General features: G+C 71.3%; 24 protein-coding genes. 7 read left to right on the top strand and 17 right to left on the bottom strand.

The features are described 5' to 3' along the window. Positions 1 to 102 precede the first annotated feature (102 nt). Positions 103 to 1848 (bottom strand): DNA polymerase/3'-5' exonuclease PolX, encoded by a 1746-nt coding sequence (locus NGM07_RS18375; RefSeq protein WP_253514243.1) that lies wholly within the window; start codon positions 1846 to 1848, stop codon positions 103 to 105. 25 nt (positions 1849 to 1873) lie between these two features. Further along, positions 1874 to 2311, bottom strand: coding sequence for a DUF5788 family protein (locus NGM07_RS18380; RefSeq protein ID WP_253514245.1), 438 nt, complete (start codon positions 2309 to 2311; stop codon positions 1874 to 1876). Positions 2312 to 2509: 198 nt separating this feature from the next. Here NGM07_RS18380 and NGM07_RS18385 point away from each other — a divergent pair, with 198 nt between their 5' ends. The 4 genes from NGM07_RS18385 (at position 2510) to NGM07_RS18400 (ending at position 6402) form a co-directional block, all read left to right on the top strand. Then, positions 2510 to 3205, top strand: a complete 696-nt coding sequence (locus tag NGM07_RS18385) for a class I SAM-dependent methyltransferase (RefSeq protein WP_253514247.1) — start codon at positions 2510 to 2512, stop codon at positions 3203 to 3205. Between the two features lie 437 nt (positions 3206 to 3642). Next, the gene (locus NGM07_RS18390; RefSeq protein WP_253514249.1) at positions 3643 to 4578 is read left to right on the top strand and encodes a rhomboid family intramembrane serine protease; all 936 of its coding nucleotides are present in this window, start codon (positions 3643 to 3645) and stop codon (positions 4576 to 4578) included. Between the two features lie 42 nt (positions 4579 to 4620). Next, on the top strand, positions 4621 to 5490 hold the full coding sequence (locus tag NGM07_RS18395) for an endonuclease V (RefSeq protein WP_253514251.1): 870 nt from the start codon (positions 4621 to 4623) through the stop codon (positions 5488 to 5490). Positions 5491 to 5559: 69 nt separating this feature from the next. After that, positions 5560 to 6402: an SDR family oxidoreductase gene (locus tag NGM07_RS18400; RefSeq protein ID WP_253514253.1), complete on the top strand. Its 843-nt coding sequence runs from the start codon at positions 5560 to 5562 to the stop codon at positions 6400 to 6402. Positions 6403 to 6574: 172 nt separating this feature from the next. On the opposite strand, the gene NGM07_RS18405 is transcribed toward NGM07_RS18400, so the two are convergent. Next, positions 6575 to 7699 (bottom strand): ArsA family ATPase, encoded by a 1125-nt coding sequence (locus NGM07_RS18405; RefSeq protein ID WP_253514255.1) that lies wholly within the window; start codon positions 7697 to 7699, stop codon positions 6575 to 6577. A 125-nt stretch (positions 7700 to 7824) separates the two neighbouring features. On the opposite strand from NGM07_RS18405, the gene NGM07_RS18410 reads away from it, so the two are divergent. Beyond that, on the top strand, positions 7825 to 8445 hold the full coding sequence (locus NGM07_RS18410) for a DUF6663 family protein (RefSeq protein ID WP_253514258.1): 621 nt from the start codon (positions 7825 to 7827) through the stop codon (positions 8443 to 8445). A 43-nt stretch (positions 8446 to 8488) separates the two neighbouring features. On the opposite strand, the gene NGM07_RS18415 is transcribed toward NGM07_RS18410, so the two are convergent. Both NGM07_RS18415 and NGM07_RS18420 read right to left on the bottom strand, forming a co-directional pair. Next, positions 8489 to 9622 (bottom strand): glycosyltransferase family protein, encoded by a 1134-nt coding sequence (locus NGM07_RS18415; RefSeq protein WP_253514260.1) that lies wholly within the window; start codon positions 9620 to 9622, stop codon positions 8489 to 8491. A gap of 76 nt (positions 9623 to 9698) precedes the next feature. Next, positions 9699 to 10880: an MFS transporter gene (locus tag NGM07_RS18420; protein WP_368410318.1), complete on the bottom strand. Its 1182-nt coding sequence runs from the start codon at positions 10878 to 10880 to the stop codon at positions 9699 to 9701. A 218-nt stretch (positions 10881 to 11098) separates the two neighbouring features. On the opposite strand from NGM07_RS18420, the gene NGM07_RS18425 reads away from it, so the two are divergent. Beyond that, complete coding sequence (locus tag NGM07_RS18425; RefSeq protein ID WP_253514264.1) at positions 11099 to 11266, top strand: HVO_0758 family zinc finger protein; 168 nt, start codon at positions 11099 to 11101, stop codon at positions 11264 to 11266. Between the two features lies 1 nt (position 11267). On the opposite strand, the gene NGM07_RS18430 is transcribed toward NGM07_RS18425, so the two are convergent. The 12 genes from NGM07_RS18430 to NGM07_RS18485 form a co-directional block, all read right to left on the bottom strand. Continuing rightward, positions 11268 to 12356: an aldo/keto reductase gene (locus NGM07_RS18430; protein WP_253514266.1), complete on the bottom strand. Its 1089-nt coding sequence runs from the start codon at positions 12354 to 12356 to the stop codon at positions 11268 to 11270. A 114-nt stretch (positions 12357 to 12470) separates the two neighbouring features. Further along, positions 12471 to 13655 carry a DHH family phosphoesterase gene (locus NGM07_RS18435; RefSeq protein ID WP_253514269.1) on the bottom strand — a complete coding sequence of 395 codons (1185 nt, stop codon included), beginning with the start codon at positions 13653 to 13655 and terminating at the stop codon, positions 12471 to 12473. Positions 13656 to 13715: 60 nt separating this feature from the next. Further along, the gene (locus NGM07_RS18440) at positions 13716 to 14612 is read right to left on the bottom strand and encodes an SDR family oxidoreductase (protein ID WP_253514271.1); all 897 of its coding nucleotides are present in this window, start codon (positions 14610 to 14612) and stop codon (positions 13716 to 13718) included. 164 nt (positions 14613 to 14776) lie between these two features. Then, the gene (locus tag NGM07_RS18445; RefSeq protein ID WP_253514273.1) at positions 14777 to 15205 is read right to left on the bottom strand and encodes a DUF5791 family protein; all 429 of its coding nucleotides are present in this window, start codon (positions 15203 to 15205) and stop codon (positions 14777 to 14779) included. A 57-nt stretch (positions 15206 to 15262) separates the two neighbouring features. Next, entirely contained in the window at positions 15263 to 18367 is a 3105-nt protein-coding gene (locus NGM07_RS18450; RefSeq protein ID WP_253514301.1) for a DUF7286 family protein, read from the bottom strand. After that, positions 18364 to 19266 (bottom strand): DUF7284 family protein, encoded by a 903-nt coding sequence (locus tag NGM07_RS18455; RefSeq protein ID WP_253514303.1) that lies wholly within the window; start codon positions 19264 to 19266, stop codon positions 18364 to 18366. Before NGM07_RS18455 ends, NGM07_RS18450 begins: the two co-directional genes overlap by 4 nt. After that, complete coding sequence (locus NGM07_RS18460) at positions 19263 to 19670, bottom strand: DUF7285 family protein (RefSeq protein ID WP_253514305.1); 408 nt, start codon at positions 19668 to 19670, stop codon at positions 19263 to 19265. Before NGM07_RS18460 ends, NGM07_RS18455 begins: the two co-directional genes overlap by 4 nt. A 31-nt stretch (positions 19671 to 19701) precedes the next feature. Beyond that, positions 19702 to 20133, bottom strand: a complete 432-nt coding sequence (locus NGM07_RS18465) for a DUF7283 family protein (protein WP_253514307.1) — start codon at positions 20131 to 20133, stop codon at positions 19702 to 19704. A gap of 32 nt (positions 20134 to 20165) precedes the next feature. After that, on the bottom strand, positions 20166 to 21995 hold the full coding sequence (locus NGM07_RS18470; RefSeq protein WP_253514310.1) for a type II secretion system protein: 1830 nt from the start codon (positions 21993 to 21995) through the stop codon (positions 20166 to 20168). After that, positions 21992 to 23968, bottom strand: a complete 1977-nt coding sequence (locus tag NGM07_RS18475; protein WP_253514312.1) for an ATPase, T2SS/T4P/T4SS family — start codon at positions 23966 to 23968, stop codon at positions 21992 to 21994. Before NGM07_RS18475 ends, NGM07_RS18470 begins: the two co-directional genes overlap by 4 nt. A 26-nt stretch (positions 23969 to 23994) precedes the next feature. Next, entirely contained in the window at positions 23995 to 24534 is a 540-nt protein-coding gene (locus tag NGM07_RS18480) for a DUF7311 family protein (RefSeq protein WP_253514314.1), read from the bottom strand. After that, positions 24534 to 25160 carry a DUF7310 family coiled-coil domain-containing protein gene (locus NGM07_RS18485; protein WP_253514317.1) on the bottom strand — a complete coding sequence of 209 codons (627 nt, stop codon included), beginning with the start codon at positions 25158 to 25160 and terminating at the stop codon, positions 24534 to 24536. The genes NGM07_RS18480 and NGM07_RS18485 overlap by 1 nt, the downstream gene beginning before the upstream one ends. A gap of 157 nt (positions 25161 to 25317) precedes the next feature. On the opposite strand from NGM07_RS18485, the gene NGM07_RS18490 reads away from it, so the two are divergent. Continuing rightward, positions 25318 to 26397 (top strand): tubulin/FtsZ family protein, encoded by a 1080-nt coding sequence (locus NGM07_RS18490; RefSeq protein WP_253514319.1) that lies wholly within the window; start codon positions 25318 to 25320, stop codon positions 26395 to 26397. Positions 26398 to 26492: the final 95 nt, after the last annotated feature.

Raw genomic sequence — 26492 nt, forward strand, 5'->3', positions numbered from 1 at the left:
GCGGGCGACCGCACCGTGGCGCGGTCGCCCGCGTCCGGTGGGCGTTCTTGGCCGTCCAGCGACCGTTCACGGCCGTCCGGCGAGCGTTCACGGTTCCCCATCTCAGTGCAGGAACTCCCGGACGCCTTCTGCGTCCCGGGCGTTCAGAACGTCGGCCGCCTCGGCCCACCCGCGCCGGGCGGTGTGGACGCCGTACCGGACGTTGGCGTACTCGCCGGGCGAGTGGGCGTCGGTGTCGATGGCGATGGTCGCGCCCTGCTCGACGGCCTGCTTGACCGCGCTCCCCCAGAGGTCGAGGCGGTGCGGATTGCTGTTGATTTCGAGCGCGGTGCCGTGCTCCACGGCGGCCGCCGCGACCGCCTCGACGTCGAACTCCAGGCCCGGCCGACCGTTGAGGATGCGCCCACTCGGGTGGCCCAGGATGTCGACGCTCGGATGCGAGACGGCCGCGACCAGTCGGTCGGTCGCGTCGCCGTCCAGACCGCTGTGGGGCGAGGCGACCACGCAGTCGAGTTCCTCGAGCACGTCGTCGCCGACGCTGATGGTTCCCTCGACGTCGATGTTGGCCTCGACGCCTGCGAACACGGTCACCGGGAGGTCGGCTTCGAGGTCCCGAATCTCGGCGAGTTGCTCGCGCAGGTCCTCGTCGTCGAGGCCGACGCCGCCGACCATCCCCGGCCCGGTGGCGTGGTCCGACACCGAGATGTAGTCGTGGCCGAACTCGGCGGCCGCCTCTGCCATCTGCTCGATGGTGTACTCGCCGTCGGACCACTCGGTGTGGAGGTGGAGGTCGCCCCGGACCGCGCCCTCCTCGATTAGTTCGGGAAGGTCACCCGACGCGGCCGCTCGAATCTCGCCGCGGTCCTCGCGCATCTCGGGCGGAATCGGCGGGAGGTCGAGCGCAGTATAGATTTCGTCCTCGGTTTCGCCGCCGACGCGTTCGCCGACTCGCTGGCCGGCGTCCGGGTCGTCGACCTCGCTCACGTCGAAGATTCCGTACTCGTTGATTTTGAAGTCGCGGTCGATGGCGTAGTTGCGCAGGCGGATGTTGTGCTCCTTGCTCCCGGTGAAGTACTGGAGCGCCGACCCGAACTCGGCGGGCGCGATGACCCGGAGGTCGACGCGCTGGCCGTTCGAGCGCACGCTGGCCTTGTCGGTGCCGGCCTCGATGACGTCGCTCGCCTGGTCCCAGTCGGTGAAGGCGTCGACCACGGCCTGGCGGTCCTCGTCTTCGACTTCGACCAGCACGTCGATGTCGCCGATGGTGGGCTTCCACCGCCGGAGCGACCCCGCGAGTTCGCACCGGCCGGCCTCCGGGATGGCCTCGAAGAACGCCAGGGCCTCCTCGCCGACCGGCCGGGCGTCGCCGAGCAGTTCCCGCTCCTGGGACTGGCGGGCGAACGCGATGCCGTCGAGGATGTTCTGTTCGGACTTCTCGCCGTAGCCCGACACCTCCCGGATCTCGCCCGCCTCGGCCGCCGCTTCGAGGTCGTCCAGGTCCCGCACGTCGAGTTCGCGGTAGAGGTCGCCGACCGTCTTCGGGCCGACGCCCTCGACGGCGGTGAGTTCGGCCATCGCGACCGGCATCTCCGCCCGGGCCTCCTCCAACCGCTCGAAGGTGCCCTCGTCGAGGATCTCGAAGACCTTCTCGGCGATGGACTCGCCCACGTCCGGAATCTCCCCGACCGCGTCGGGGTCGTCGGTCGCCACGTCCTCGATGTCGTAGGGGTGGTCGCGGATGCTCTCGGCCGCCCGGCGGTAGGCCTTGGGCTTGTAGCCCACGTCCTGGGCCGCCAGCAGGTCGGCGTACTCTTCGAGTAGACTCGCTACTTCGGCGTTGCGTCTCATGGTTCGTGGTTCCTGGTTTCGGTCCTCAGAGCCGTCCGCGACTGCTCGCGTCCTCGCGGCCGAGCGCCTGCTTCAAGAACGACATCCAGCGCTTCTGGTCGGCGGCCTCCTGGGCCTGGGCCTCGCGTTCGAGGTCGGTCGGTCCCAGGCTCTCGAGGGCGTTGAGCGCCCGCTCGATGCCGATGATGGCGGCGGCCAACCCTTCGCCCTCCTCGTACGTGATGTCGCCGTCCTCCAGCAGTTGGCGGCGCTGGAGGCGCTCGCGCCGGAGGTTCTTCTTCGCGCGCTCGACGCGCTCGCGCTCGCCCGCGGGGACGGTGTCGCGGCGCTTGATTTCGAAGACGAACTCCTGGAGGTCGACCGACTCGCCCTGCACGTCGATGGTGTCGGGGATGGTCGCGCCGACCGTCGCACCCTCGCGGTCGACGCGCTCCAGGAGTTGCTTTCGCTGGTACTCCTTCACGTTCTACGTTCGGGGCGCGAGCGGCAAAAATCCGAGGGACGCTCTTCCGAACGTCGCTGGCGCGCTCGCGGTTCACCCTCGCGTCGCGCCCGGACGTGTCGTCCCGGCGTTGCGTCTCGATATGCGTCTCGGAAATACTCTCACCCGGGGCGATAATCCGAACAAAAGCATACGTACCTGCGACGGCTACGGAGGTGCATGAAAAAGCCCGGCGAAGTGTTCGCTGACGCGAGCGTCTACGACCCCGGCATCGAGGCCATCGTGCCGCGGTACGACGAACTCCACGACGCCATCCTCAACGCGCCGCCCCACGAGCGCGGGTCGGAGATTCGGGTGCTCGAACTCGGCGCGGGCACCGGTGAACTCACCGCGAAACTGCTGACGCGCTTCCCGAAGAGTTCGGTACTCGTCGTCGACCACAGCGAGCAGATGTTGGAGCAGGCCGAGCGCAAACTGGAGACGTTCGGCGACCGCGCGACCCTCGAACGCGGCGCGTTCCCCGACGACTACCCCGACGCCGCGTCGGCCGACGAGTTCGACCTCGTCATCTCGTCACTGGCGATTCACCACCTCTCGGAGGCCGACAAGCGCGCGCTCTTCGAGGCGATTCGCGACGCCCTCGCGCCCGGCGGATGGTTTCTCAACGGCGACGTGGTCCAGTTCGAGGCACCTCACCTGGAGGAACTGTCGGGCGACATGATCGAGAACTGGGTGCGCTCGAAGGGCTGGGAGGAGGCCGACTTCATGGACGAGTGGGAGGCCAGCGACGACTACGACGACCCTTCGACGCTGACCGACCAACTGGTGTGGCTCCGCGAGTCGGGCTTCGACTGCGTAACCTCCATCTGGCAGTACTACAACTTCGCGGTGTACGGCGGGCGGAAAGGGGAGTAGGGAAGGAGCGGTTTTCTCGTCGCTGTTGGGCTTCGTCAGCGTTGCCATCCCGTACATTGTGACAGCGGACACGACCGCCGCTAACTGCGAACGGGACCGCCGCTCGCACTCTACATACGAGTGGCCGCTCCGCAACGGCCACACGCCTCCCCAGCCGATTCGCTCACTCCCTGTGGCGGTGCGGTCACTCATATGTGGAGTGTAAGCGGTCTGTAGTGCTGTCATAGCGCTCTGCAGTGCGGTCTGCGGTGTCGTCGTAGTCGCGGTTGCGGTGACAGCGCGGTTTCCCCTGTCCAACCGGTCACCCGAAATCCCTCTTTCCGCTGAGACGACAACTCGTCCTCGAAACCCGACACGAAACCGCTATCGCCGCGTGTTCCCGGCACGGAAGCCGACGACCCAAATCCCTTTCACGTCCCGACCCCAAGCCCAATCCAATGGCGAAGTGTGACGCGTGCGGCAAGCACGAAAATATGCCGTACAAGTGCCGACGATGCGGCGGCACCTACTGCGGGGAACACCGACTCCCCGAGAGCCACGACTGTCCGGGGTTGAACGAGTGGAACGACCCCTCGGGCGTCTTCGACAGCGGTTTCGACGACAGCGTCGACAATCAGGGCAGGTCGTCGGGCGGCGTGGCGAGCCGGGTCGGCCTCGACACGGGCACGGGCGGCCCGCTGGGCTACTTCCGCGGGAACATGACCTACGTGTTCCTCGGGCTGATGTGGCTGACGCTTGCGGCCCAGTACCTCGTCGCGCCGCTGTTGGGAATCAACGCACCGACACCCGAGGGTCCCGGCGACCCGCTCTGGTACACGCTCTTCACGCTCAATTCCGCGAACCCTCTCTACGTCTGGACGTGGGTCACGTCCGTGTTCTCACACGGCGGTCTGTTCCACATCGCGGGCAACAGCCTTGCGCTGTACTTCTTCGGACCGCCGGTCGAGCGCTACATCGGTTCGAAGAAGTTCGCCGCGCTGTTCCTCGTGAGCGGGATAATCGCCGGGCTCAGCCAGGTCGGCACCATGTTCGCGCTCGGGACCGTCGGCGGCGTCGTCCTCGGCGCGAGCGGCGCGGTGATGGCGATAATGGGCGTGCTCACCGTCCTGAATCCGAACCTGCGGGTGATGCTCATCTTCCCGCCGATTCCGATGCCCATCTGGGTGCTGACCGGCGGCTACGCCCTGCTGTCGGTCATCGGCGGCCTCGGCCCGGTTTCGGGCGGCATCGCCCACTTCGCGCACCTCTCGGGACTGCTCATCGGCTTGGGATACGGCAAGTACGTCAAGGGCAGGCGCCGCGCACCCCAGCAACTCGGCAGCGGCGGCGGGTTCGGCCGCCGCGGCCCCGGCGGTCCGGGCGGTCGTTTCTGACCACCGACACTCCACCGACACTCAACCAACCTTCGATTCTCCATGAACGTGACTCACCCCGAGTTCGTACCCGACCCGTCGCTCTCGCGCGCCGAGATGGAGGCGCTCCAGCGCGACATCGCGGCCGAAGCCGTCTTCGAGGACCGACTGGACTTCGACCCGACCGCCGTCTCGGCCGGGTCGACCGAACACGACGACCCCGCCGACGCCGAGCAGACCGAACTCGGCGACCTCGGCGGTTCGACCGAAGATGGAAACGCCTCCGAGGAGACGACCAGGGACTCCGCCGCGGCGGAGTCGCCGGTCGTGGTCGGCGTCGACCAGGCGTTCGCCCACGACGGCGACACCGCGGTCAGCGCCATCGTCGCGATGCAGGACGGCGAGGTAATCGAGCGCGTCCACGCGACCGAGCCGACTGAGATACCCTACATCCCGGGCCTGCTCTCGTTCCGCGAGGGCGGGGCCATCCTCGCGGCGTTCGAGGAACTGTCGGTCGACCCCGACCTCGCCATCGTCGACGGGAGCGGGCGCATCCACTTCCGGCAGGCCGGCATCGCCACCCACATCGGGGTGACGCTCGACCTGCCGGCCGTCGGCGTCGCAAAGAGCCTGCTGTGCGGCCGCCCGCAGGATTCGCTCGACTCGCCACTCCCGGAGGGCATCCGCGTCCCCATCGAGTCGAACGAGCGCGTCGACGCGCCCGAGGGGACGATCATCGGCTACGCGCTCCAGTCCCGCCAGTACGACAACCCCGAGAAGCGCCACGTCAATCCGCTGTACGTCAGTCCCGGCCACCGCGTCGGCGCCGAAACCGCGACCGACCTCGTCTGGCGGCTGTGCGCCGGCTACAAACTCCCCGAACCGACCCGGCTGGCCGACGGCTACGCCGACGAAGTCAAGCGCTCGCTGTAGGGGAGAGGGAAGCGGCAGGTGTCGAAGGAACCGGCGGAAGTTAACTGTCCGCGCCGCGACAGTGGGAACGTGACCGAAACTGTCCTCATCACTGGCTGTTCGTCCGGCATCGGCCGGGAGACCGCGCTCGCGTTCCTCGAAGACGGCTGGGAGGTGTACGCCACCGCCCGGAACCCCGCCGACATCGAGGCGCTCGGCGAGAAGGGGTGTAACATCGCCACGCTCGACGTGACCGAAGACGACGACGTCGAGCGGGTCGTCGACCGTATACTGGACGAGGAGGGTCGCATCGACTGTCTGGTCAACAACGCGGGCTACGCCCAACTCGGCCCCGTCGAGGACGTGGCGGTCGAGAGCGTCCGGAGCCAGTTCGACGTCAACGTCTTCGGCCCCCACCGGCTGATACGGGCGGTACTGCCCCACATGCGCCAGCGCCGGACGGGCCGCATCGTCAACGTCTCCAGCGTCGCGGGCCGGGTCGCCACGCCCGGGATGGGCATCTACAACGGTTCGAAGTTCGCGATGGAGGCCATCAGCGACGCGCTCCGACCCGAGGTCGACGAGTACGGCATCGACGTGGTGCTGGTCGAACCCGGACCGGTCGACACCGCGTTCGTCGAGCGCGCCTCCAGCGAGATAGAGGGCATCGAGCGGTCGGACGCCTACGATACCCTCTACTCGATTCTGGACGACAGCGAGGCCATCGGCGGCGGCGGGCCGGGCGCAGTTCATCCCAGGGAGGTCGCAGAGACCATCCTCGACGCCGCCAACGTCACCGACCCCGAGGCCCGCTACCCGGTCGGCCGGGTCGCCGAACTCTCGGGGCTCGCGCGGTTCCTGCCCGCGAGCCTCCAGGACAAGTTCTACAATCTCGCGGTGTCGCTGGTGGCGAAGAGCCCGCTGAGTGACTGAGCGACTGAGCGGCAGAACGCGCGGAACACGTGCGGTCGGGCCGCCGTCGGCGGCCCGACCGCACGAGATAGACGCCGAGGGGTTCGGGGGTGGAGAGGGTCGCGAGCGTGGAGGGAAGTGAGGAAAGCGAGACAGTCGAGAGAGTCGAGAGAAGCGAGGCGAGCCGACGCGATCAGTCGAGACAGGCGGCCACGAGTCGGAGCATCTCCTCGCCGCGGACCTCGTCGGCGAACAGCGGCACGCGCTTGACGTCGTGGCCGCGGAAGACCTCCTGGGCCGCCGCGAGGGCGTCCTGCTGGACCTTCCAGCGGCGCTCGCAGAACTCGCAAGTGTCGATGTTCGGCGTGACGAAGGCGTCGGCGTTCGCTTCGGGTGCGACGTCCGCGAGGTCCTCCATCACCCGGTTGACGACGACGGTGCCGACCGGCACGCCGTACTCGCCGAGTTGGGCCAGCAGGCGCTTGGACTCGAAGACGCTCATCTCCTCGGGAACCATCACCACCCGGAAGTCGGTCCGGCCGGGATCCCGGAGCACCTCGCGCAGTCGCTCGATGCGCGCCGCCAGTTCTTCGAGGTCGTCCAGCCCCTGTTCGGGGTCGGCGTCGCTCCCGCCGAACATCCCCTTCATCCCCTCCATCATCCCCTGGAACTTCTGGCGGAACTTCAGGATGCGGCCCACCATCGAGTCCATCAGTTCCGGCAGTTCTAGGAGTCGCAGGGTGTGGCCGGTCGGCGCGGTGTCGACGATCACGCGCTCGAACCGGTCGTCGTCCATGTACTCCAGGAGCTTCTGCATCGCCGCGGCCTCGTCGGACCCCGGCATCGGCCCGCCGAGCAGCGACCCCAGGTCGCCGTCGCCGCCGAGCATCCCGCCGAGGCCGCCGAGCGGCCCGGCGTCGCCCTCGTCCGCGCCACCCGGCCCCGCGCTCGGGTCGTCGGCGAAGGGGTCGGCGTCCGATTCTCCCTCTCCGGCGGCGCCGCCGAAGATGGCCTGGCCGTCCTGCAGCGCCTGGTCGGGGTCTATCTCGGCGGCGTAGAGCGGCACGTCCTCTCGAATCCGCTGGGGGTCGGCCGGAATCTCCGTCTCGAAGGTGTCCGAAAGCGAGTGGGCCGGGTCGGTCGAGACGACCAGCGTCGCCGTGCCGTCGCGGGCGCTGGCGAGCGCCGTCGCCGCCGCCATCGTCGTCTTGCCGACGCCGCCTTTGCCCCCGTAGAGGACGTACTCGGGGGCGTCGACGCCCGTCGGCACGTCCGCGTCGTCGATGTGCTCGACCGCTTCAACGTCGAGTTCGGCCATACCGGTGAGTCGTGGGCGCGCGCTTGTGTACTCGTCGGTCCTCGTCGATTTCACGGCCGCCTCGGTCGGCGCTCTCGTCGACGCGATGCGAGTCCTTTTCCCGCCTCCCGGGCCTACCACCGGGCATGGAAGCGGACCGGAACTCCGAGTCGGCGGCCGACGACCGGACCTACCGCGTGCTCGCAGTCCCCGAACGCGGGCGACTTCGCCTGCTCGACCGTGAACGCTACGAACCGGTCGTCACCGCCGCCGAGGGCCACGACGCGTCGGTGGAAGCCGCGCGGCCGGGCTACCTCGTCGACGTCGACCTCGACTGGTCGACCGCCGAACCGACCGTCACGTCGCTGTCGGTGGTCCGGCCGACGCTGTACGCCTTCGCCGACGGCGTCGAACCGATGTTCGAGGCCGCCCAGAACGCGTGGGCCGACGCCCAGGCATCCGGCGATTCGATGAACAGCCGCGTGACCAGGAACACCGACAACGAGGTCAACGGCGTCCTCTACGTCTTCGCCGAGGACGCCGCGGGCGGGACGTTCGAGTCGCTCCGCGACGGGACGCGCCCGCTCGAACCGCTGGTCGACAGGGTGAACGAGAACGAGGGCGAGGCGCCCCGGGAGGTGTTCGTCCTCCGACCCGCCGACGGCCGGTACGTCGTCGTCACCATCGCGCTCCGGAAGGGCGGCCAGTTCGCCGACACGCTGCGAGACACCTACGACTGCCCGCGACCGCCGGAGTCGTCCGAGTAGGCTCGGGTTCCCGCGAATCGCGTCCGCTTCTGCGACCCCCGTTTCACTCTCCGCGAACGTCGGCGACGTCCGCGCGCGACGCCGTCAGCACTTCCTTCGGCGAGAGGTCGGCGTCGGTCCAGGCGGGCAGTCTGGCGTCTTCGTTCCCGTCTTCGCCGCCCGCTCCTCGCTCGTCCGGCGCCGAAATCGCCTCGGCGTACGTCTCGACCTGCCCGCGCTCGTCGGCCGGGTCGTAGTCGAGTCCGTTGAACGCGGCGTCGGCGGCGTAGCCCGAGACGAACTCCGCGGCCGTCTCACGGTAGCGCGCCGGGAGCGTCGCGTAGTCGGGTTCGACACCGTGGTTCTCCACGGCGCGGAAGAGGGCGGCCGCGACGTGCTCGCTCATGTCCGAGAGGCCGGTCGGCCCGGAGACGGCGCGGTGGTCGTGCTCGTAGCGCCCGAGGTCGACTTGGGCGGTTCCGTCGAAGCCGGCGTGCTCGAAGGCCTCGCCGAGCGTACCGACCTCCAGGCCCCAGTGGCGCTCGACGCGGAGCGAGCGCGCGAGGTCGGCGGTCACGGCGAACTCGCCCGCCAGCGCGTAGCGGAACGCCCCGAGGTAGTCGAGGACCGCCTCCCCGGGATTCTCGTCGGCGAGCGCCCGCACCAGCGGCGCGTAGAACAGCCGAAACAGCCGGCCGTAGAGCCGGCCGTTCTCGACCCGGGCGTAGTAGCCCTTCGCGAAGTCGTAGCCGCGGGCGAGCGGGAAGAGCAGGCGGGCCGCGTCGGCGGCCTCGTAGGTCCTGGCGTCGGCGTCGTGGACGACGACGTACTCGTGGGTCGCCGCGGCGGTGCCCAGCGCCAGCCAGACGTCCCGACCCTTGCCGGCCGCGCCGTTCAACCCCCGGTCGCCGAGCAGGTCGGTCGTTCCGGGACCGTTGCACCACAGCACCGTCAGCGGGAGGTCGAACCCCGCGAGCCAGTCGCAGAACGCCGCGACCTTCCCGGCGGGTGCCCGGAGCGCGACGACCACCCGGTCGGGCGCGAGGCGTTCGAGTTCCGAGAGGACGCGCTCGGCGGCCAGTCCGGCGTACTCGCGCTCGGTCATCGGGACGACCACGGCCGCCCGGTCGGTGGGGGCCTCGGGCACGCGGTCGGTCAACCGGTGGAGGGTGGCGATGCGCTCTTGACCGTACTCCATCGGGTGGGTCTTGGCAGAGGGGGTACGAAAAGGCCGGGGAAACGCGGGCGAGTCGAAGACCTCGAGAATCCGGGAGTCAGTCGCCCGAAACCACGCTCGGGTCCTCGCCGCCGGTCGGCAGTTTGTCCGTCGCGTACAGCGCGACCAGCACGACCAGAATCAGTATCAGCGCGGCCGAGAACGCCCGGAACACCTGGTTGTAGCCGTACTCCATCTCCAGGAGCGCTCCGATGGCCACGCTCCCGGTCGCCTGGAATATCATCATCGACCCGCTGTACAGCGAGTAGGCGCTGGCGCGGTTCTCGTCGGGCAGCGAGTCGAGCAGGTAGGTGTCCATCGCCGGGAAGAGGCTGTGGATGACGTAGCCCATGACGGCGGTGACGACCGCGATGACCGCGAGCCCTTCGGCGACCGTGAGCGCCAGCAGCGTGACGACGAACGACCCCAGGATGGTCAGCATCAGCGGGACGTGCGGGAAGCGGTCGGCGACCCGGCCGGTCATCCAGAAGGCGGGCACGCCGGCGGCGAACACCACCGTCAGGAGCGTGCGGGCGGTCGCGGGGTCGATTCCCTTCGTGGCGGTGACGTACTTGACGTAGAAGTTGAAGAAGCCGTTCCAGACGAATCCCGTCGCGCCGAGGATGGCGACGCCGCTCACGATGATGGGCCACTGGCGCCGGGCGGCGACCAGCAGGTGGCGGTCCTCGCTCCCGGCGTCCGGAAGCTCGGTCCGCCTGGCAGTCCGATAGAAGACCGCGGTCGTCGCCGCGGCGACGACCGCGGTCCCCCAGAAGGTGAGCCGCCACTCGTCGAACACCGTCCACCACTGCTCGAGCGCCAGGACCGCGCCGACGAACAGCGGCGCGGCGACGGCGGCGAGTTGACTCGCGGTGCCGTGGATGCCGATGACCCGGCCGACCCGTTCGGGGTAGAGTTCGGTGATGAGCGGGTTGGCGGCGATGAAGTACGCGCCGCTGGCCAGACCCATCAGGAACGCCCCCGCGCCGAGGGTAAACACGGAGGTCGCCGACGCGGTGAACGCCGCCGCGCCGGTCAGCACCGCGCCCGTCCCGAGGACGACGCGGTGGCGCTGGACCCGGGTGAGCAGGTAGCCGGTCGGAATCCGGGGGAGCGCGCTCCCCAGCCACGCCAGCGTCGCTATCAGACCGGCGGTCGCGTCGCTCATGGTGAACGCCGCCGAGAGCGGTTCCAGCAGGGGAGCGAAGACCACCCGGGCGAGGTTCACCAGAAAGACCATCGAGCACAGCGACGCGAACAACCGGCCTCGTGACACGCTCGGAACTACTCCCAGGAGACAGTCAAACCTTCCGAAACTGGCAGACGAGACGGTGACACTGGTTAGCTCCCCGCGTTCGGCGGCGATTCTCGCCGCCGAACGCGCGAATTTGGACGTGTCGGCAGGTCTACCTTACCGACCCCAACCTTTTCGTCCTATCACGATAGATATGTGTGCGGATGAAATCAGTTCGCCGCGGGCTCCGGGACGGCGACGTGGAAAAGGACACCTACGGGCGACTGTCGTGTAACGACTGCGGGAGTTCGCTCTCGACGCGCGACCCGGACGACGAGATATACAAGGTGAAGGCGTGCCCGGAGTGCGGCAGGGAGTGGAAGGAACTCTAGCTCACTCGAACACGGCGTCGAACGCGTCGGCGCCGAGCGGTTCGTACTGACCCGCGGCGACGTTCTCCTCGACGTGCTCGGGGTTCGCCATCCCGACGAGCGAGGAGGTGACCCCCGGAGCGCTCCGGGCGAAGTTGATGGCGCGCTGGGCGGTCGTCTCGCCCTGGAGTCGCTCGGCGACCTCCTCGGGCATCCCGTCGGCGAGTTCGCCCTGCGCGATGCTGGCGCTTGTGAAGACGTTCAACCCCGCCTCGTGGGCGAACCAGAGCGCGCTCTGCGGGCCTTCGGGGCCGTCGTGGGATTCGACGGTGAAGGCGTCGGCCATGAAAACGTTGAAGGGTAACTGAATCGCCCGGAGGTTGGTCGCGGTGTTCTCGGCGGCCTTCGCGGCCTTGCGGGCGCGCGAGACGACTTCGGGGAGCGAGAGGTAGTCGTCGTCGCCCTTCTCGACCCGGAAGGCGTTCCAGGTTGCCACGCCGTAACTCCCGATGTCGCCCGCGGCCGCGCGCTCTTCGAGGCGCGTGAACGTCGCCTCCAACTGGTCGTACACCTCCTCGCGCGACCGGGCGTGGAGTTGCGTCTCGGGATTGTGGACGTAGTAGCAGTCGACGCCGTCCACCCCGAGGTTCTCCAGCGACCGGTCCAGTTGGTCGTCGATGAACTCGGGCGCGATGCAGTGACTTCCGCGCGCGAGGTCGTCCCTGTCGACGAGGCCCGTCTCGACGAACTCCCGGCGGACGTACTCGCCGGGGTTCTCGGGGCGCTCGCTGTCGAACGGGAGGAAGCCGCCCTTGGTCGCGACGAACACCTCGTCGCGGGAGACGTCGGCGTCCTCGATGGCGTCGCCGACGACGCGCTCGCTGCGCTGGCACCGGTAGTTGATAGCGGTGTCGACGACGTTGATGCCGCGCTCGAACGCGGTCGTCAGCGCGTCGCGGTAGCTCGCGTCGACGGCGTCGGTCGGCTCGCCGAGGTAGGTGCCCGCGCCGACGCTCGACACCGCGAGGTCGTCGAACCGCCGGAAGTACGTCCGGGCGAACTCGTCGCCGTGCTGGAGTTTGTACTCGTAAGTCCCGTCGGCGGTGGCCATACTCACACTTCCGTCGCGCCCGAGATAAGCCCGCGGGATTCTCGCGCGGCCCTCTGGACCTTCGGCCGGGCGACGGCGCGCCGTCGCCCGGCCGAGAAGACGGTTCCGACCGGGCTACACGTCGCCGTTGAGCGCCGCGAAAACGTCCTCGGTGAGTTCGCTCTGCTTCCACAGTTGAGCGTCGGACCCGTCAGCGTAGGCCGCACCCTCCACGGGGACCTGGCCGCCGCCCATCCGGGCGTGGCCGCCCGCGCTCGCGCCGGGGATGCCGTCGGCGACGCGTTCGAGCGCCCGGCCCATGTGAACCCGGTCGTCGCGCGAGCGCCCCGAGACGTGGACGGTGTCCTCGCGGCGGCCGTAGACGACCACCGCGGTGACGCCCTCCAGTTGGAGGAGTTCGTCGGCGGCCTGTGGAACCGCGTCGGCGTTGCTGAGTCGGCCGACGTCGCTGACCGCGAACGACCCCCGGACGTCGCGTTCGGAGATGGCCCGCGACTTGACCTCCAGCACCTCGGCGCCGACCTGCGGGTTGGCGATGCGGTCGAGCAGGTCCTCGTCGACGCCGTCGTAGAGGTACGCCGCGGCGGAGAACTCCGCCTCGGTACAGCCCTTCGTGAGGTGCTTGGTGTCGGACTGGATGCCGTAGAGCAGTCCGGTCGCGATTTCGGACGGGACGACGAACCCGTCGTCGTCTACCGCGTCGGGACCGAGCGGTTTGCCCCCGAGGTCGTCCAGGTACTCGGCGACGATGGTCGCGCAGGACCCGTAGTCGGTGCGCTGGTCGGTGAACACCTCGCCGGTGCCGTTTCCGGGGTGGTGGTCGACGACGGCGTACGGTTCGACGCGCTCGGCCCCTTCGAACCCCCTGGGCGTGTTGTGGTCGACCAGGATGACGTCCTCGGCGGCCAGTTGACCCATGTGCTCGATGCGGTCGAGTTCGAGGTCGAGCACCGTCCGGAACGCCCGGTTCTCCTGGTGGCGTATCTGGCCGGCGTACTGCAGGGTCGCCTCGGTTCCGACCTCCGACGCCAGGTGGGCCACCCCGATGGCGCAGGCCATCGCGTCGGGGTCGGGGTTCGGGTGCATGAGGACGGCCACCCGGTCGCGCTTCGACAGCGCGCGCTTGAGTCGCGCGCCCATCGGCCGCCGAATCCAGCGGACGGCGAGCCACAGCGAGGCGAGCAGCGCGACCGTCCCGAGCGCGGCCGCTCCCGCCACTTCCGGGTTCGTCAGGCCGAAGTTCTCGACGGCCCGCGCGACGCCCCGGAGCGGGAGTTCCGGGATGGCCGGCAATGACATACCTGCAACTGTCTACCCCGATAGACAAGAAATTTTCCCGATACAGTGAATACGCGGTATTTATCGCCCCTCGTTGCGATACGATTCGACCGCGGAACGGTAGCCTTCCCGATACGTCGGGTAGACGAACTCGTAATCCAGCGACCGGAGCTTCGCGTTCGAACACCGTTTGCTGGTCAGGAGTCGCCGCCTAGTGCGCTCGCCGAGGTCCTCTGCTTCGAGTCGCTCCTCGGTCGTCTGCTTGGCGGGGCGCTCGACGCCGCACTCGTCGGCGAGCCAGTCGGCGAACGTCCACTTCGAGACGGGTTCGTCGTCCACGACCAGGACGACCTCGCCGCGCGCGAGGTCCTCCGAAAGGAGATGTCGTATCGCACCCGCGACGTCGTCACGGTGAATCATGTTCAAGTAGCCCTCGGTCACCGGGCCTTCCAGGTACCGCTCCAGGCGGTTCCGGCCCGGCCCGTATATGCCGGCGAGTCGCGCGACGGTGCCGTCCATCCCCGCCTCGGCGGTTTCTTCGAGCGCGATTCGCTCGGCCGCCGCCAGCACCTCGGTCTTCTCGGTCGTCGGCGAAATCGGCGTCTCCTCATCGACCCAGTCGCCCCCGTGGTCGCCGTAGACGCCCGTGCTCCCCGTATAAACGAATCGCTCGGGCGGGTCGTCTCGGCCCCCGAAGTGGCGGATGGCGGTTCGAAGCCCCTCGACGTACACCTCGCGGGCGGCCGCGGCGTCGCGGCCGCCCGAACTCGCCGCGAACACCGCGGCGTCGACGTCCGGCACGGCCGAGAGCGCCTCGGCGTCGGTCACGTCGGCGCGAACCCCCTCGAACCCGGCCGCTTCGACCTCCTCGACGCCGTCCTCCGAGCGCCGGACGCCGACCGCCCGATGGCCTGCGTCCGTCAACTGTCGGCCGAGTTCGAGTCCGACGTACCCACAACCCAGAATCGCCACGTCCATGGTCGGTCATTCGCCCGCACGGTGTTAACTCCCGCGACGCGCTCGGAACCTTTCTGCGACGTGCCCGGGCTCTTCCGCGACTTGCCGCCGGGACCGCCCGGCGCGCCGGGCGGCCCCGGCGGCAAATCGCGCGTCTCAGTGGCTGGTCGCGCTCGCGTTCCGCCTTACCGGTCGTTCTGGCTCGCGATGAAGTGGTGGAGTCGGGCGAACTCCTTCAGGGACATCTCCATCCGGCCCTCTATCTTCTGTTGTATCTCCTTGGCATCCATGTCGTCCATCTCGGCGGCGATCTTGTCCACGTCGAGGACCGCGGTCGTCATCCCCATTAGCAGGTGGTCGCGGGTTTCCAGTTTGACGGCGTCGGCGTCGGGGGTATCGTCGTCGAGCGCCAGGATGGCGGCCGCCTCCGCGACGGTCACCCGCGGCGACTCGCCGTCGGCGAGCGCCGCGACCGTCTCGCGGTCGACGCCACTCGCGTCGGCCACTTCGTCGACGCCTTCGGCTGCGATAACGTCGGCGAGTTCCGCCTCGTAGTCGGCGCGAAGTTGCTCGGGCGACGTCTCCTCCGGGTCGTCTACCTCGTCGTAGAGCATACGCGCACCGACGACCCCCCGGTTGAAAGGGATTTCACTTGGCGCTCGACGGCCGACTCACCGCCCGTTCGACCACCCCTTCGACCGCTCGTCGGCGTCGCCGTCGGTGTCGCCGACCCCCGACTTTCCCGGCGGGACGACCACGACGACGACGGTGCTGACGTCGAACGAGACGGGTTCCGTCCGGCCGAGCGTCTCCGCCTCGCCGTCTGCGTCGACGTCGAGGCGAACACGCCCGGCCTCGCGGGTATAGGCGACCGACCCGTCGGGCGAGAGCGGCGACCCCCGCGGCGCGCGAACCGTGAACCGGGCGTACCGGCCCTCGACGCCGACGTGCCAGACGTTCGCCGTCGCGTACCAGTAGCCGGGAACCGGCGCGACCGGAAGCCCCGCCGGCACCTGCGACAGCACCTCGCCGAACCAGCGCTTGCGGGCGCGCTCGGTGGCGTTGGCGAGCGCGTCGCCGAGCACGCGCTTGGCCTCCTGTCGGGCGAGTGTCCGGGCCGCCTCGCTCGCGCGCCCGACCGCCGACTCCGGGGGTCCCCCGGCGCGCTCTCGCGCCCGTTCGAGCGCCGTCCGAACTTGTCCCCGAATCCGAGTTTGGGCGCGAGCATCTCCCCCGCTCCCGGACCCGGCGCGCAACTCCTCGGCCACCGCGTCGGCCGCCGACCCGTTCGCCGCGGCCAGCGCCCGCGCGGCCGTGGTGTTCCACCGGCCGAACCCCGCCCGAACCGCCGCCTCGCGCTCGGCCCTGGTGACGTCGAGTCGCCGGTCGAGCCGACGGGCGAAGTCGGAGCGTACCCGCCGGAGTGACGACGCGAGCGCGGCCCGGAGCCTCGCGCGTCGCGCTCGGAGCGTCCGATTCGTCCGGTTGGCCAGCGCCCGGTTCGCTCCCCGAAGCGCCAGCGCGGCGGTCCGGAGGTCGGTCCGTCGGCTTCCGCGCGCACCGTCGAGCAGTCCGACGGCGGTGTCGGCGGCGTCGGCGTACGGCGCGGTGAAGACGTTCAGGTTCCGAGCGGCGAGCGGATACCGCGTCTCGCCTTCCGGAATCGCGGCGACCCGTTCGTGGCCGAGCGCGGTCAGCGTCAGGTACGGCGGCGCGCCGTCGACGCTGAGATTCGTCGGCGACCCGGGTCCGGCGGCGGCCATCGGCCGAGGCGCCGGCGTCTCGACCGAGCGCGTCGCGTCGGCGATGCGGCGCACGCGGTCGAGCGAGATTCCGGCGTTCGAGAGCGCGCGCCCGACGCCCGACTGGAGTCGAGTCGTTCGACCTGCTCGCGCCTCGAGTCGCTCGACCACCTCGTCGATGTACGCTCGGCGGGCGGCGACCCGCGCCCGGTCCGCGACGCCGTCGTACCTGGTCGGCGCGGCGACGAGCGACTCCCGGCGCTCGCGGAGTCGCTCGGCGAGGGCGGCGGCCGGGGTCGCCCGACCGGTGACCAGTCCCTCCCGCGACACCTCCACGGTGACGTTCCGGACGCGCTCGCGGAGAGTTCGCAAGTCCTCGACGACCCACGCCCGGAGTTCGGCGGGCCGTCGTCCGGTCACGGTCACCGGACGGGTGTCGAGCGTCGCCCCGACCGCCCGTCGTGCAAGTCGGTCGTAGCCGCCCCGCCGGTCGACGAGTCGGTTGACCGCCTTCGCTCGAACGTCCCGGAAGTTGGGTCCGTCGAGCGCGCCGCCGGGTTCGTGGACGCGGGCTATCGGTCGCGGCGGAGCGCCGTCGACTTCACGGTGGTCGCCCGCGACGCCGACGCCGACGCGGTACTCCTCGGTCCACCGCCGGATGGTCTGGCGCGTCTCGTTGCCCCGTCGCCACCGAACGACCAGGGCGAGACTCCGGACGACTCGACGGGTTTCGGCCGTCAACCGATGCCACCCTGACGGCACTCCCGGTTCGAGGCCGGCGGACGCCTCGACGCGGACCGTCGTCTCGACGCGTTTCTCCGCGACGGTCCAGTTGTCGGGCGACCCGACGTCTGGCGGCCGAGGCGTCGGGCGCGGGTCCGACCGCACCGTCTCGACGGCGGCGGTGAGCCGAACGTCCGCGCCGTACGCGTTCCGGAGGACGGCGTCGAGTCCGTCGGAGTTCCTTCCGCCGCCGACCAGCGCGGCGTACGCGCGTTCGGCGGTTCGGTTCACTCCGACCCGGAGCGACCGCGAGGGGTCGCGGGAGAGCCGCGAACGGGTTTCAGAGAGCGGCGGCGTCCGGCCGAACTTCTTCGCGGCGGTCAGCAGACGGTTCGTTCGGGCCGTCCCGCGCCGGGCGTGGACGGCCTCGACGAAGTCGGTCGCGGCCACGCGGGCGGTCGTCCAGCGGAGCGCCCGCCGACCGGCGGGGTCGCTCCGGCCGAACGCGATCCGCTGTTCGCGGAGTATCGCGCCGTTCGTCGCGAGTTCGACGTGGCGGTTCGCCACGACGTTCTCGATGGGCGCACCGCCGTACTGGGCGTAGCCCCGGGCCCACGCCACGGCGTAGAGGCGCGCGGTGAGTCGCCGGCCCAGACCGGGCGAGAGCGGGCCGCGATTCAGCCGGGATTCGAACCGCTCGACCCGGTCGTGGAGCGCCAGCGCGGGCGTCGCGACGACGAGTTCGGGCGTGAACGTCTCGTGCGCGGCGACTCGACCGCCGCGCTCGGCGACGACCGTGACGTCGTCGATCCGAACGCGCAGTCCGGATTCGCCGCGTCGGCCCGCACGCTCGACGTGCACGCGGCGCTTCGCGGCCCGGAGTGCGCTGGCGTTCGGCGTGGCCGGAAGCGACGCCGACGCCTCGACGCCGGTACCGCCGCCACCGTCGGCGCCACTCCCGCCCCCAACCTGGACGGTCGAGGCGGCGAGCGCCGCGCGCGCCGCGAGGTAGATGCGGATTCGGAGGTAGTCGCGGAACGGGTTCGAGTCGTTCAGGACGCGCCCGACGGTCGTGTTCGCGGGAGTTGTCACGGGCGCGCGGGCGGCCCGCCGTCCCGCCCGCGCGACGGCGCCGCGGAGCGCGGTCTGGCTCGCGGCGGTCGCTCGGTCGACGGCCCGCTCGACCGACCGGTCGACGTCGGCCTCCGGAGCACTCGTCAACGTGGCGCTCAACGACGCGCTCGCGACCAGGAGCAGGACGCCGACCAGCGCGAACGGGACCCGCGCTCGCTCGTCGTCGGCCAGTTTCACGCCGACCGACCTCCGGCCACGCTTTCGGTTCCTCGTGCCCGCCACGTCCTGACGGTGACGGTCACCCGGCCGACCGCGACCGCCCGCGCGGCCGCGGTCGGCGTCGCGAATCGGGCTTCGAGTCGCCGCTCGAAGTCGTGGGCCAGCGCCCGCCGGAGGTTTCGATTCGCCCGCGCTACGTCTCCGGCCGACAGCGCGCGCTCGACGCTCGTGTCGGTCGCTTTCGCGATGCGGCGGTAGCGAGCGGCCAGCGGTTCCGCGACGGCGGGTTCGGCCCGGAGCGCGACCGCGGTCGTGTTCGCGGGGAACGCGCCGTCGACGACTGCCCCGGCGACGACCCGCGCCACGCCGCCGTACCCGTCTCGCCGGGCCGCGGCGCGCGCCGCGGCCCGGCGGCTCGGTAGTCCACTCGGGACTCGAATCACCGCGGCCCGAACGTCGGCGTCGGCCGGCGGTTTCGCGCCGGCCGTCACCCGCCCGCGGAGCGCCGACCCCCAGTACGGTTCCCAGCGGGCGACGACCTGCGCGCGCAGGTCATCGCGGCCGGTCGCGCCTCGAATCGCCGTTCGCCGGAGCGACGCCGCCACGGTCCGCGCGACGGCGCGACGAAATCCGCCGCTGTGGGGGAACAGCCCGCGCTGGTGACCCTCGACGGTGGCGTTCGTCACGGCCGCGGTCGCGAGGAGTCCGGCGAGGGTGTCGTGGACGGTTCGGGGCCGGCGCTCGTCGCCGAGGGCGTAGGTGACGTTCGCCGTGCTCGTCGCGACGACCCCCGCCGTCGTCTCCGCTGTGTCCCGGGACGGTTCGCGTTCGCTCGGCGCCCCGACCAGCGTGACGACGCTCGCGGTGACGAACAGCAGGCAGAGCGCCACGTCGAGAACGGTGCTCGTCGCTCTCACGTCCACACCACCACCCGGAGCCGCCCCGGGCGAATCCGGCCGGGCGCGACCCGGACGCTCACCGTTCGGGCAGCAACGTCGGGCCGCGCCGATTCGTCGGCGCGGCCCGACGCCGCGACCGATTCCGGCGGCGACGGTCCCGCGTGCCACGCCCGTCCGCCGACCGCGAGCGTGAGGTTCGTCCGGTACCCGTCGGGCGCCGCGCGGAGTCCCGACGGCAGTCGACCCGGTCGAACGACCCCTGCGCGCTCGACCGCCGAGCGAACCCGCTCGGCGGTCGGCCCGGCGACGTTCCGGTCGGGGTTCGGGAGCGCGTCTGCAACGACGCCCGCGTAGGCGCTCAGCGCGACGCCGACCGCGAAGACGGCGACCAGCGCGGCGAGGGGTTCGACCTGCCCTCGCATTCGCGCCGCCGGTCGGCGGCGCGAACGCGACTCACCCGACCAGCGCGACATCGACTCCCTCCCACGAAACCCGCCGGACGGTCAATTCGTCGCCGCGCTCCCACGTCCGCCACTCGGCCGGCGAGGCGAACGCCCGGTCCGGGGGCGTCCCCCGGAGCACGTTCCATAGGGGAGTTCCCGGCGCGGCAGGCGTCACCGGTCCGTAGGCGAACGTCGCGTGCGAAACCGCGCCGTCGCGCCGGAGGGCGACGCGCTCGGGACCGAGTTTCACCGCGTCGGCCGCGAGGGGGACCTTCCTGGTCGCGGCGTAGTCGCTGGCGGCCACGGAGTCGACCGCGTCGGCGGCGCTCGCGGCGTCGGGCGGCGGCGCGCTGGGGAGCGAGGCGGCGAGGCCGAATGCGACCGTGCTCGCCAGGGCCACGCCGAGCCAGACGTACCACGCGTCGACGGGTGCGTCGAACATGGCCCGGGTTGGTCCCGTTCTCAGACTTAAACCTACGTCACCAGTCCGGCGGCGACGAACGCGGCGAGGTAGGTCGCGGCCGCCGAGAGCACGGCCAGTCCGACCCGGTAGCCGACCAGCGCGCGGTCGAGGCCGCGCTCCAGTCCGGTCGCCAGCGCGGTGAGCACCGCCGCCAGCAGGAGGACGTACGCGCCCACCGCGACGCCGAGGGCGGCGGTCGGAAGCGGATCGCCGAACGCCGGGGTCGTCCCGGCCGAGATCGTCGATTTCGCGGCCGTGCTATCCGCGAGCGCGACCGTCGCGCCGCCGACCAGCGGCGCGAAGACGGCGGCGGTGTTCCGGAGCGTGCCGGTCACCTGGGCCAACTCCCGGCGCGCCTCGCGCTCGACGCCCCGGAGGTCGTCGACGTGGTCGGCCATCGCCACCGCCGGCCGGCCGGCGGGTCGGCCCTCGCGCCCCGCCACCGCGAGGAGTTCGGCGACGCTCCGGGCCTGGGGGTTCGGCACGTCGGCGAGCGCACCGTGCTCGCCGAGGAAGGCGTCGCGAACCCCGACGCGGAGGCGGCGCTGGACGCCCGCGGCGTCGGCCAGCACCTCGCCGGTTTCGCCCGGGACCTCCGCGGCGGCGTCGGCCACGGCCGCCTCGACGGCGCGACCCTCTCCGACCCGACGGCCGACGAGGTAGAGCGCGTCGGTCAGGTTCTCCTCGACGGCGCGGGCGTGGTCGCGAATCTCCTTCACCGGCCGGTACCACGCCGCGAGCGGGACGCCGACCGCCGCGGCCGCGGCGGTCGGCCAGCGCGTCCAGCCCGGCAGAACGGGTATCGCGGCGACCGCCGCGGCGGTCGCCGCGCCCGCGAGGAGTCCGCCGACGACCGCGAGCCACCGGCGCTCGGGGTCCGGCGCGTCGGGGTGCGAGGCGGGAACGTCGGGCGGCGGAAACGCGGCCGGCCGACGGACCAGGAGCCACGCGCCCGCCCAGACGAGCGCGCCCGGGAGGACCACGTCGTAGACGGCGACGAGGACGGGGACGGAGACGGGGACCCCGGCGACCCGCGCCGCGGGGAGCACCGCCACGAGCGCCAGCGGAAGCAGCACGCCGAAGGCGTACAGCGCGGTCGTCGGTCCCCGGACGGAGTCCGCGAACTCGGCCATCCGGTCGCGGGTCCCCTCCGAGATGGCCGTCGTCGCCCGGTCGAGGGTCCGACCGCGCTCGCCGGGCGGTGCGTCGGCGGCCGCCTCCACGAGCAACGCGGCCCGCCGGAGCGGCGGATTCCACTCGGTCCACGCCTCGCCGAACGCCGCGAGTCCCGACTCGGGGGTTCCGTCCGCGCGCCGGACGTGTTCGCCGAGGCTCGCCGCCAGCGGTCCGGCCCCCGAGCGGGCGGCGAACGCCGCCGCCCGCTCGCTCGTCGGTTCGATTCGCATCCGGAGGACTGCCCGCCCGACGAGGGCGGGGGCCGACCCAAGCGCGCTCGTTCGGCGCGCGGCGGCGATCGCGAGCGGTCCTCGCCGTCTAAGCAGGGCGATGCCGAGGCCGGCCGCGAGGCCGCTCGCGGCGACCATCGGTCGGAGAGGTGCGGGCGCAAGCGCCGCCAGCGCGAGTCCGAGGAGAGCGGTCAGGACCCCGCCCGCGTTCCCCGCCCGAACCACGGTTTCGGCGTCGAGGTCCGAATCGAGGAATGCGAGCGCCCGGTCGAGGTCGGCGAGAGCGCGCCCGGAGTCGGCGGTTCCGCCGACTCCGGGCGCGCTCTCGGTATTCCCTCCGACACCGAAGGCATCCGCATCCGGCCAGGTCTTCGCCAGCGCCGCGACGACGACTTCCCAGGTCGCGGTCGGTCGACTCGCGGGAGTTCGCTTCACGCGCGCTCCCCTCGCACGTCCTCGCCCCGCACGTCCTCTCCTCGGGTTGCGTAGGCGGCGGTCACGTCGGCCGCGCTCGTCCGTCCCTCCTCCGCGAGCGTTCCGAGGAGCGTGGCCCGGTCGGCAAGCGCGCGGCGAACGTCGGCGTAGGTTTCACCGCTCCGCGCCAGCGAGGCGACGAGCGCACTGTTCCCGCGGTCGATACGGCCCGTGGCTTCGAGGTCGCCGTCTCGTCGTTCGAACAGTGCTTCGAACCGGTCCGGGCCGACGACCTCCTCGACGGCCTTCACGCGACGGCGACGACCGGCAGGCGTTCGATGCGGTTCGAGCGTGACCACGAGGTCGGTCGCGGCGAACGACGATTCGGGGACGCCGAGGTCGGAGACGACGCGCTCGCGAATCGCCTCGGACCTGTCGCCGTGGATTGTGCCGAGGACGGCGCTTCCGCTCGCGCCGACTCGCATCGCCTCGTAGAGGACCGCGGCCTCCGCGCCCCGGACCTCCCCGACGACCAGCGCGCCCTCGCCGAGACGGAGTGCGGTCCTGAGCGCCGCGACCGGCGCGAGGCCGGGTCCGGTCGCCGCGTCGTCGCCCTCGTCGCCGCCCGCGCTGGCGCTCGTCCGGAGCGGTTGGACGTCCCGGCCCCGGCGCTGGAGTACCGCGACCGGGAGTTCGGGGGTGTCTTCGATGACGACGGTCCGCGTCGCGGCGGGCAGTTCCCAGAGGAGCGCCCCCAGGAGCGTCGTCTTGCCGGCGCCCCGAGTGCCGGCGACGAGTCCGGCGACCGCGCGCTCGACCGCCACCGAGAGGAAGGCGGCCGCCTCGGCCGTGAGCGTCCCGTTCTCGACGAGCGCGGGCAGGGTCAGCGCCGCGGCGTCGTGGGCGCGGAAGGCGAACCCCGGTCCGTCGCTGACGGGCGCGGTGACGCCCGCGACCCGGACGGTTCCCGTTCCCGTTCGACCGTCTCCACTGTCCGCCGCGACGCCCGCGTCGACTTCGGCGGTCGCGTCGAGCGTGGGCGAGGCGCGCGAGAAAGCCCGCCCGCTGGCGCGCCGGAGCCGAGACGCGAGCGTCTCGGCCCCGGATTCGGTGAGCCTCACGTTAGTGCGCATCCGCTCGCCGTCGACGGAAACCCGGAGGACGTTCTGGCCGACCGGTGCGGTGGCGAACACGTCGGAAACCGTGGGGTCGGCGAAGCAGTCGGTCAGGACGCCGTAGCCGCGGGTGTGCTTGCGGAGCGCGGCGGCGAGCGTCTCGACGGGGTCGTCGGGGCCGGCGACTCGCCGAACCGCCCGTCCCGGCGCGCGCTCTCCGCCCGCGACCGCGCCGTCGGCGAGGAGTTCGTAGGCGCGGGACAGCGTGGCGAGGTCGGCGGCGGAGAGCGCGTACTCGGCCGGTTCGAGGTGGTAGGTCCGGAGCGACATCTCGGGGTCGTCGTAGATGCGGACGGTCGCACCGGTCGAGAGGGTCCGTTCGGCGTCGAGCGTCGCGCCCCGCGGCGGACGGGCGGCCACTCGCGCCCGGGCGACTCGCGGGCCGACGAACGCCCGGAGCGCCTCGCCGTAGTCCCCGAACCGGCGCGCGCCTTCCGCGAGTCCGGTTTCGGCCGCGACGTCGGCGACGGGCCCCGCGCGCCCTCCCGCCGCGCGGCCGGCCGCGAGCGGGTCGGTCCGGGCGCAGTCGGCGAGGTAGGCGTCGTAGAACGCGGCGCGCTCGACGAACCGGCCGGCCGCGACGAGTATCGCCGCCGCGTCGTCTTCGTACGCGCGCTCGACGCCCGCGGTTCGGGTCACGACCAACTCGGCGTCGCGGTCGGCCAGCGCCTCGACGGCGGTCGCCCGGCAGTTCGGGTCGGCGGCGAGATCGCCGCCGCCCAGGCAGTCCTCCGCGTCGACGACGAGTCGGTCGCCCTCGAACGTCGGCGCGCACGCGCAGGCCCGGTCGTCGTCCCGGAACCGAGACAGTAGGTCCATGCCCCGCCGTGGCCCCGTCTTCGGACTTAAACCTCCGGACCGGGTCCGCGTTCGTCGCGCGCCGTCGAGACGACGACGGTCGGTCGCCCGCGATACCGCACGAGTCGGAGCGTCAGTCCGTGGGTTCCGCCGCGTCGGACCAGCGCCCGGCGGTCCCGGAGCACGCGCCCGTCCCGAACGAGTCGGAGGTCCACCCCGACGCGACGGACACACCACTCGCCGCCCGCGAGTCGGTAGGCGAGCACGTCGGAACGCTCGGTGTCGGCCGCGCGCGTTCGGTTCTCGGGTCGCCTCGTTGTCGGAACCCCGCCGACCGCAATCGCGGCGACCTCGGCGCGAGTCGGTGCGGAATCGGGCACCGAGAGCGCCACCGCTCGACGCGCGCTCGCGCTGCCGACGGGGACTGGGTCCTCCTCGCGGGCGAGTTCCTCGGCCGCCGACCCGACCGCCCAAAGTTCGTCCGCGGCGACCCGGTCGGCCCGGGCGGTTCGCGCGGCGTCGAGCGCGGGCGCGGTGACCGCCAACATCGCCGCCGCGAGGACGACGGCGAGTACCGCGCGCAGCACTACTCCGTCTCCGTGATTCCCGGCGCCCGGGCCTCCGTCGCGCTGCCGGACACCCTCGTGCCGCCGATTCCGACGAGCGCCGCCAAGCGTGTGAGGACGCCGAGGTCGTTCGCGGCGTCCGCGTCGTCACTTCGCGGGTCTTCGGTGCCAAAGGTGCGTTCGGCGTCTCGAACCGGGCGACCGCCGGTATCGACGGATTCGGGAGTCGCGACGCCGGCGGGTCGCCGTCGGTCGCAGTCACAGTCGGGCGACGGGTCCGTCGTACCGCCGTGTTCCCCGTCGCGTCCGTACGTCCCGTCGGCAGTCTCGGTCGTCGTTTCGCCCGCCGTCTCGGCCGTCGCTTCGACGGCCGTCCTGGCCGACTCGGCGGCCGCCAGCGCGGCGTCGGCCCGGCGCTCGACGGCCTCGTTGACGGCCCGGACGTTCCCGACGTAGCCCCGGAGCGCCTGGGTCGCGGTGTCGAGGTCGTCGGCACGTCGTTCGAGCGCTGCGAGGCGGTCGGCCAACTCGTCGAGGTCGTCGGCTACCGCGGCGGCACCCTGCAGGTCGGTCAGGTCGCGGTCGGCGTCGGTCAGCGCGCGTTCGACCGCGCGGAGTCGCTCGTCCAGCGTTTCGAGGTCTGTCACGCCGCGACCTGGCCTCGCCTTCGGATTTAAGGCTACGGGGCGCTCGCGGCGATCATGCGCGTATATAGATTCCGGTATTACCAGAATTCGAACCTTACGGGCCGCTGGAAGGCGCTTCGTCGGAAGGTTGATTATCTACCAATTCGAGGCGTTTCGCATGAAAGTCGTCCTGATTGGCGTCGGTCAGGCTGGGGGAAAACTCACCCAGCAACTGGCCGAGTACGACCAGCGAATGGGTTTCGGCGCCGTCCAAGGCGCGCTCGCGGTGAACTCCGCGAAGGCCGACCTGCAATCGCTCGACCTCGACACGGTGCTCGTCGGCCAAGACCGCGTCAACGGCCACGGCGTCGGCGGTGACAACGAACTCGGCGCGGAAGTGATGCAGAGCGACGCGACCGAAGTGATGGACGCCCTCGACGGCCGAATCACCGCGCAGGCCGAGGCCATCTTCGTGGTCGCCGGCCTCGGCGGCGGCACCGGGTCGGGCGGCGCGCCCGTCCTCGCGCGCGAACTCAACCGCGTCTACCGGATTCCCGTCTACGGCCTCGGCGTCCTCCCCGGCCGGGGCGAAGGGTCGATGTACCAGGTCAACGCGGGCCGCTCGCTCAAGACGCTCGTCCGGGAAGCCGACGCGACCCTCCTCATCGACAACGACGCGTGGCACACCTCCGGCGAGAGCGTCGGCGAGGCGTTCGACAAGATCAACCAGAACATCGCCCAACGGGTCGGCCTGCTGTTCGCTTCCGGCGAGGCGGTCGAGGGCGTCGGCGAGAGCGTCGTCGACTCCAGCGAGGTCATCAACACCCTCCGGTCGGGCGGCATCGCAACGCTCGGGTTCGCCAGCGCCGAGGCCAGCGAGGACGCCGAGGAGAACATCAACACCGTCACCTCCACCACCCGCCGCGCCCTCCTCAGCAACCTCAGCCTGCCGAACGCCATCGACGCCGACTCGGGGCTACTCGTGGTCGCCGGCAAACCCGACGCGATTCCCCGGAAGGGCGTCGAGCGCGCCCGCAAGTGGATGGAGGAGGAGACCGGCAGCCTCCAGGTCCGGGGCGGGGACTTCCCGCTCGACAGCGAGCGACTCGCCACCCTCATCGTGCTCGGCGGCGTCGAACGCTCCCAGCGCGTCGAGGACTTCATCGAGCGCGCCAAGCAGGCGAGCAAGGAGGCCGAGCAGGAACGTCAGGACCCCGCGGAGATGTTCCATAACGACCAGATCGACGACCTGATATAGCGACCGACCCCGATTCGGGTCGTCCCGCCCCGATTTTCGACGGTGCAATCGGAAACGCGGAGCCATCGCTCGAAGACGTGGCGCCGTCGACCGAA

The organism is Halorussus vallis, from assembly GCF_024138165.1.
Lineage (GTDB): Archaea > Halobacteriota > Halobacteria > Halobacteriales > Haladaptataceae > Halorussus > Halorussus vallis.

Bases quoted from the DNA above. Each gene is read 5' to 3' on its own strand.
- NGM07_RS18465 (WP_253514307.1), bottom strand. From the start codon at position 20,133: ATGTTCGACGCACCCGTCGACGCGTGGTACGTCTGGCTCGGCGTGGCC.
- NGM07_RS18390 (WP_253514249.1), top strand. From the start codon at position 3,643: ATGGCGAAGTGTGACGCGTGCGGCAAGCACGAAAATATGCCGTACAAG.
- NGM07_RS18475 (WP_253514312.1), bottom strand. From the start codon at position 23,968: ATGGACCTACTGTCTCGGTTCCGGGACGACGACCGGGCCTGCGCGTGC.
- NGM07_RS18435 (WP_253514269.1), bottom strand. From the start codon at position 13,655: ATGTCATTGCCGGCCATCCCGGAACTCCCGCTCCGGGGCGTCGCGCGG.
- NGM07_RS18460 (WP_253514305.1), bottom strand. From the start codon at position 19,670: ATGCGAGGGCAGGTCGAACCCCTCGCCGCGCTGGTCGCCGTCTTCGCG.
- NGM07_RS18425 (WP_253514264.1), top strand. From the start codon at position 11,099: ATGAAATCAGTTCGCCGCGGGCTCCGGGACGGCGACGTGGAAAAGGAC.
- NGM07_RS18405 (WP_253514255.1), bottom strand. From the start codon at position 7,699: ATGGCCGAACTCGACGTTGAAGCGGTCGAGCACATCGACGACGCGGAC.
- NGM07_RS18410 (WP_253514258.1), top strand. From the start codon at position 7,825: ATGGAAGCGGACCGGAACTCCGAGTCGGCGGCCGACGACCGGACCTAC.
- NGM07_RS18445 (WP_253514273.1), bottom strand. From the start codon at position 15,205: ATGCTCTACGACGAGGTAGACGACCCGGAGGAGACGTCGCCCGAGCAA.
- NGM07_RS18375 (WP_253514243.1), bottom strand. From the start codon at position 1,848: ATGAGACGCAACGCCGAAGTAGCGAGTCTACTCGAAGAGTACGCCGAC.
- NGM07_RS18430 (WP_253514266.1), bottom strand. From the start codon at position 12,356: ATGGCCACCGCCGACGGGACTTACGAGTACAAACTCCAGCACGGCGAC.
- NGM07_RS18490 (WP_253514319.1), top strand. From the start codon at position 25,318: ATGAAAGTCGTCCTGATTGGCGTCGGTCAGGCTGGGGGAAAACTCACC.
- NGM07_RS18420 (WP_368410318.1), bottom strand. From the start codon at position 10,880: ATGGTCTTTCTGGTGAACCTCGCCCGGGTGGTCTTCGCTCCCCTGCTG.
- NGM07_RS18415 (WP_253514260.1), bottom strand. From the start codon at position 9,622: ATGGAGTACGGTCAAGAGCGCATCGCCACCCTCCACCGGTTGACCGAC.
- NGM07_RS18395 (WP_253514251.1), top strand. From the start codon at position 4,621: ATGAACGTGACTCACCCCGAGTTCGTACCCGACCCGTCGCTCTCGCGC.
- NGM07_RS18440 (WP_253514271.1), bottom strand. From the start codon at position 14,612: ATGGACGTGGCGATTCTGGGTTGTGGGTACGTCGGACTCGAACTCGGC.
- NGM07_RS18385 (WP_253514247.1), top strand. From the start codon at position 2,510: ATGAAAAAGCCCGGCGAAGTGTTCGCTGACGCGAGCGTCTACGACCCC.